This window comes from Aeromicrobium jepli, assembly GCF_047246605.1.
GTDB lineage: Bacteria > Actinomycetota > Actinomycetes > Propionibacteriales > Nocardioidaceae > Aeromicrobium.
This window is the reverse complement of record NZ_JBFOKO010000022.1, coordinates 1-737: the sequence shown is the minus strand read 5'-3', so window position 1 is coordinate 737 and position 737 is coordinate 1. Positions and strand designations below refer to the sequence as shown.

The following is a 737-nucleotide window of genomic DNA, read 5'->3' as shown; positions in this document are numbered from 1 at the left end:
CGTCCAGCTCGACGGCACCACCACCAACCAGTAAGACCCCACCTCCTGGGGAACGCAGGGTTGAAGTGGCAGGGCGCGATCCCCCCAGTGGGCGCCGCACCCCCCTCCGGCGCCGATCCCCCACTGGGCGCCCTGCCACGCCCAGCCCCTCACCCCGGGACCAGCACCGCACGACCGACACCCCCTGAAGGAGAGTCACGATGAAGCAGCTCGCCACCACCACCCGCGGCCTGGGCCGCCTGCTCTCCTCGCTGCTGCTCGTGGCCATCACCGTTGCCAGCGCCGCGTACATCGTGCCGGGCTTCTTCGGCTACGAGCGCTACGTCATCACCGGCGGCTCGATGTCGGGCACCTTCGAGAAGGGCTCGATCGCGTTCGAGAAGCCGACCCCCGTCGAGGACCTGAAGGTCGGCGACGTCATCACCTACCTCCCGCCGGCCGACTCCGGCGTCGGCACCCTGGTCACGCACCGCATCCTCACGATGGAGGAGGGCGAGAACGGCCGGACCGTCTTCACCACGCAGGGCGACGCGAACCCGGACCCCGATCCGTGGGAGTTCAGCCTCGTCGACGGCACGCAGCCCGTCGTCCGGACCACCGTCCCCTACATCGGCCACGCCTTCATCGCCCTGGCCGACCCGGACACCCGCCGCCTCGTCATCGGCGCCCCCGCCGCCCTCATCGCCCTGATCGCGCTCGTCCAGCTCGGCCGCGCCGTCACCACCCGCGACGAGCAG

The 737-nt window shown here is 71.4% G+C and carries 1 protein-coding gene; it reads left to right on the top strand.

The window, feature by feature from the left end:
• Positions 1–200: 200 nt before the first annotated feature.
• On the top strand, positions 201–737 hold a 537-nt coding region (locus AB3M81_RS18530; RefSeq protein ID WP_412905419.1), incomplete at its 3' end, for a signal peptidase I.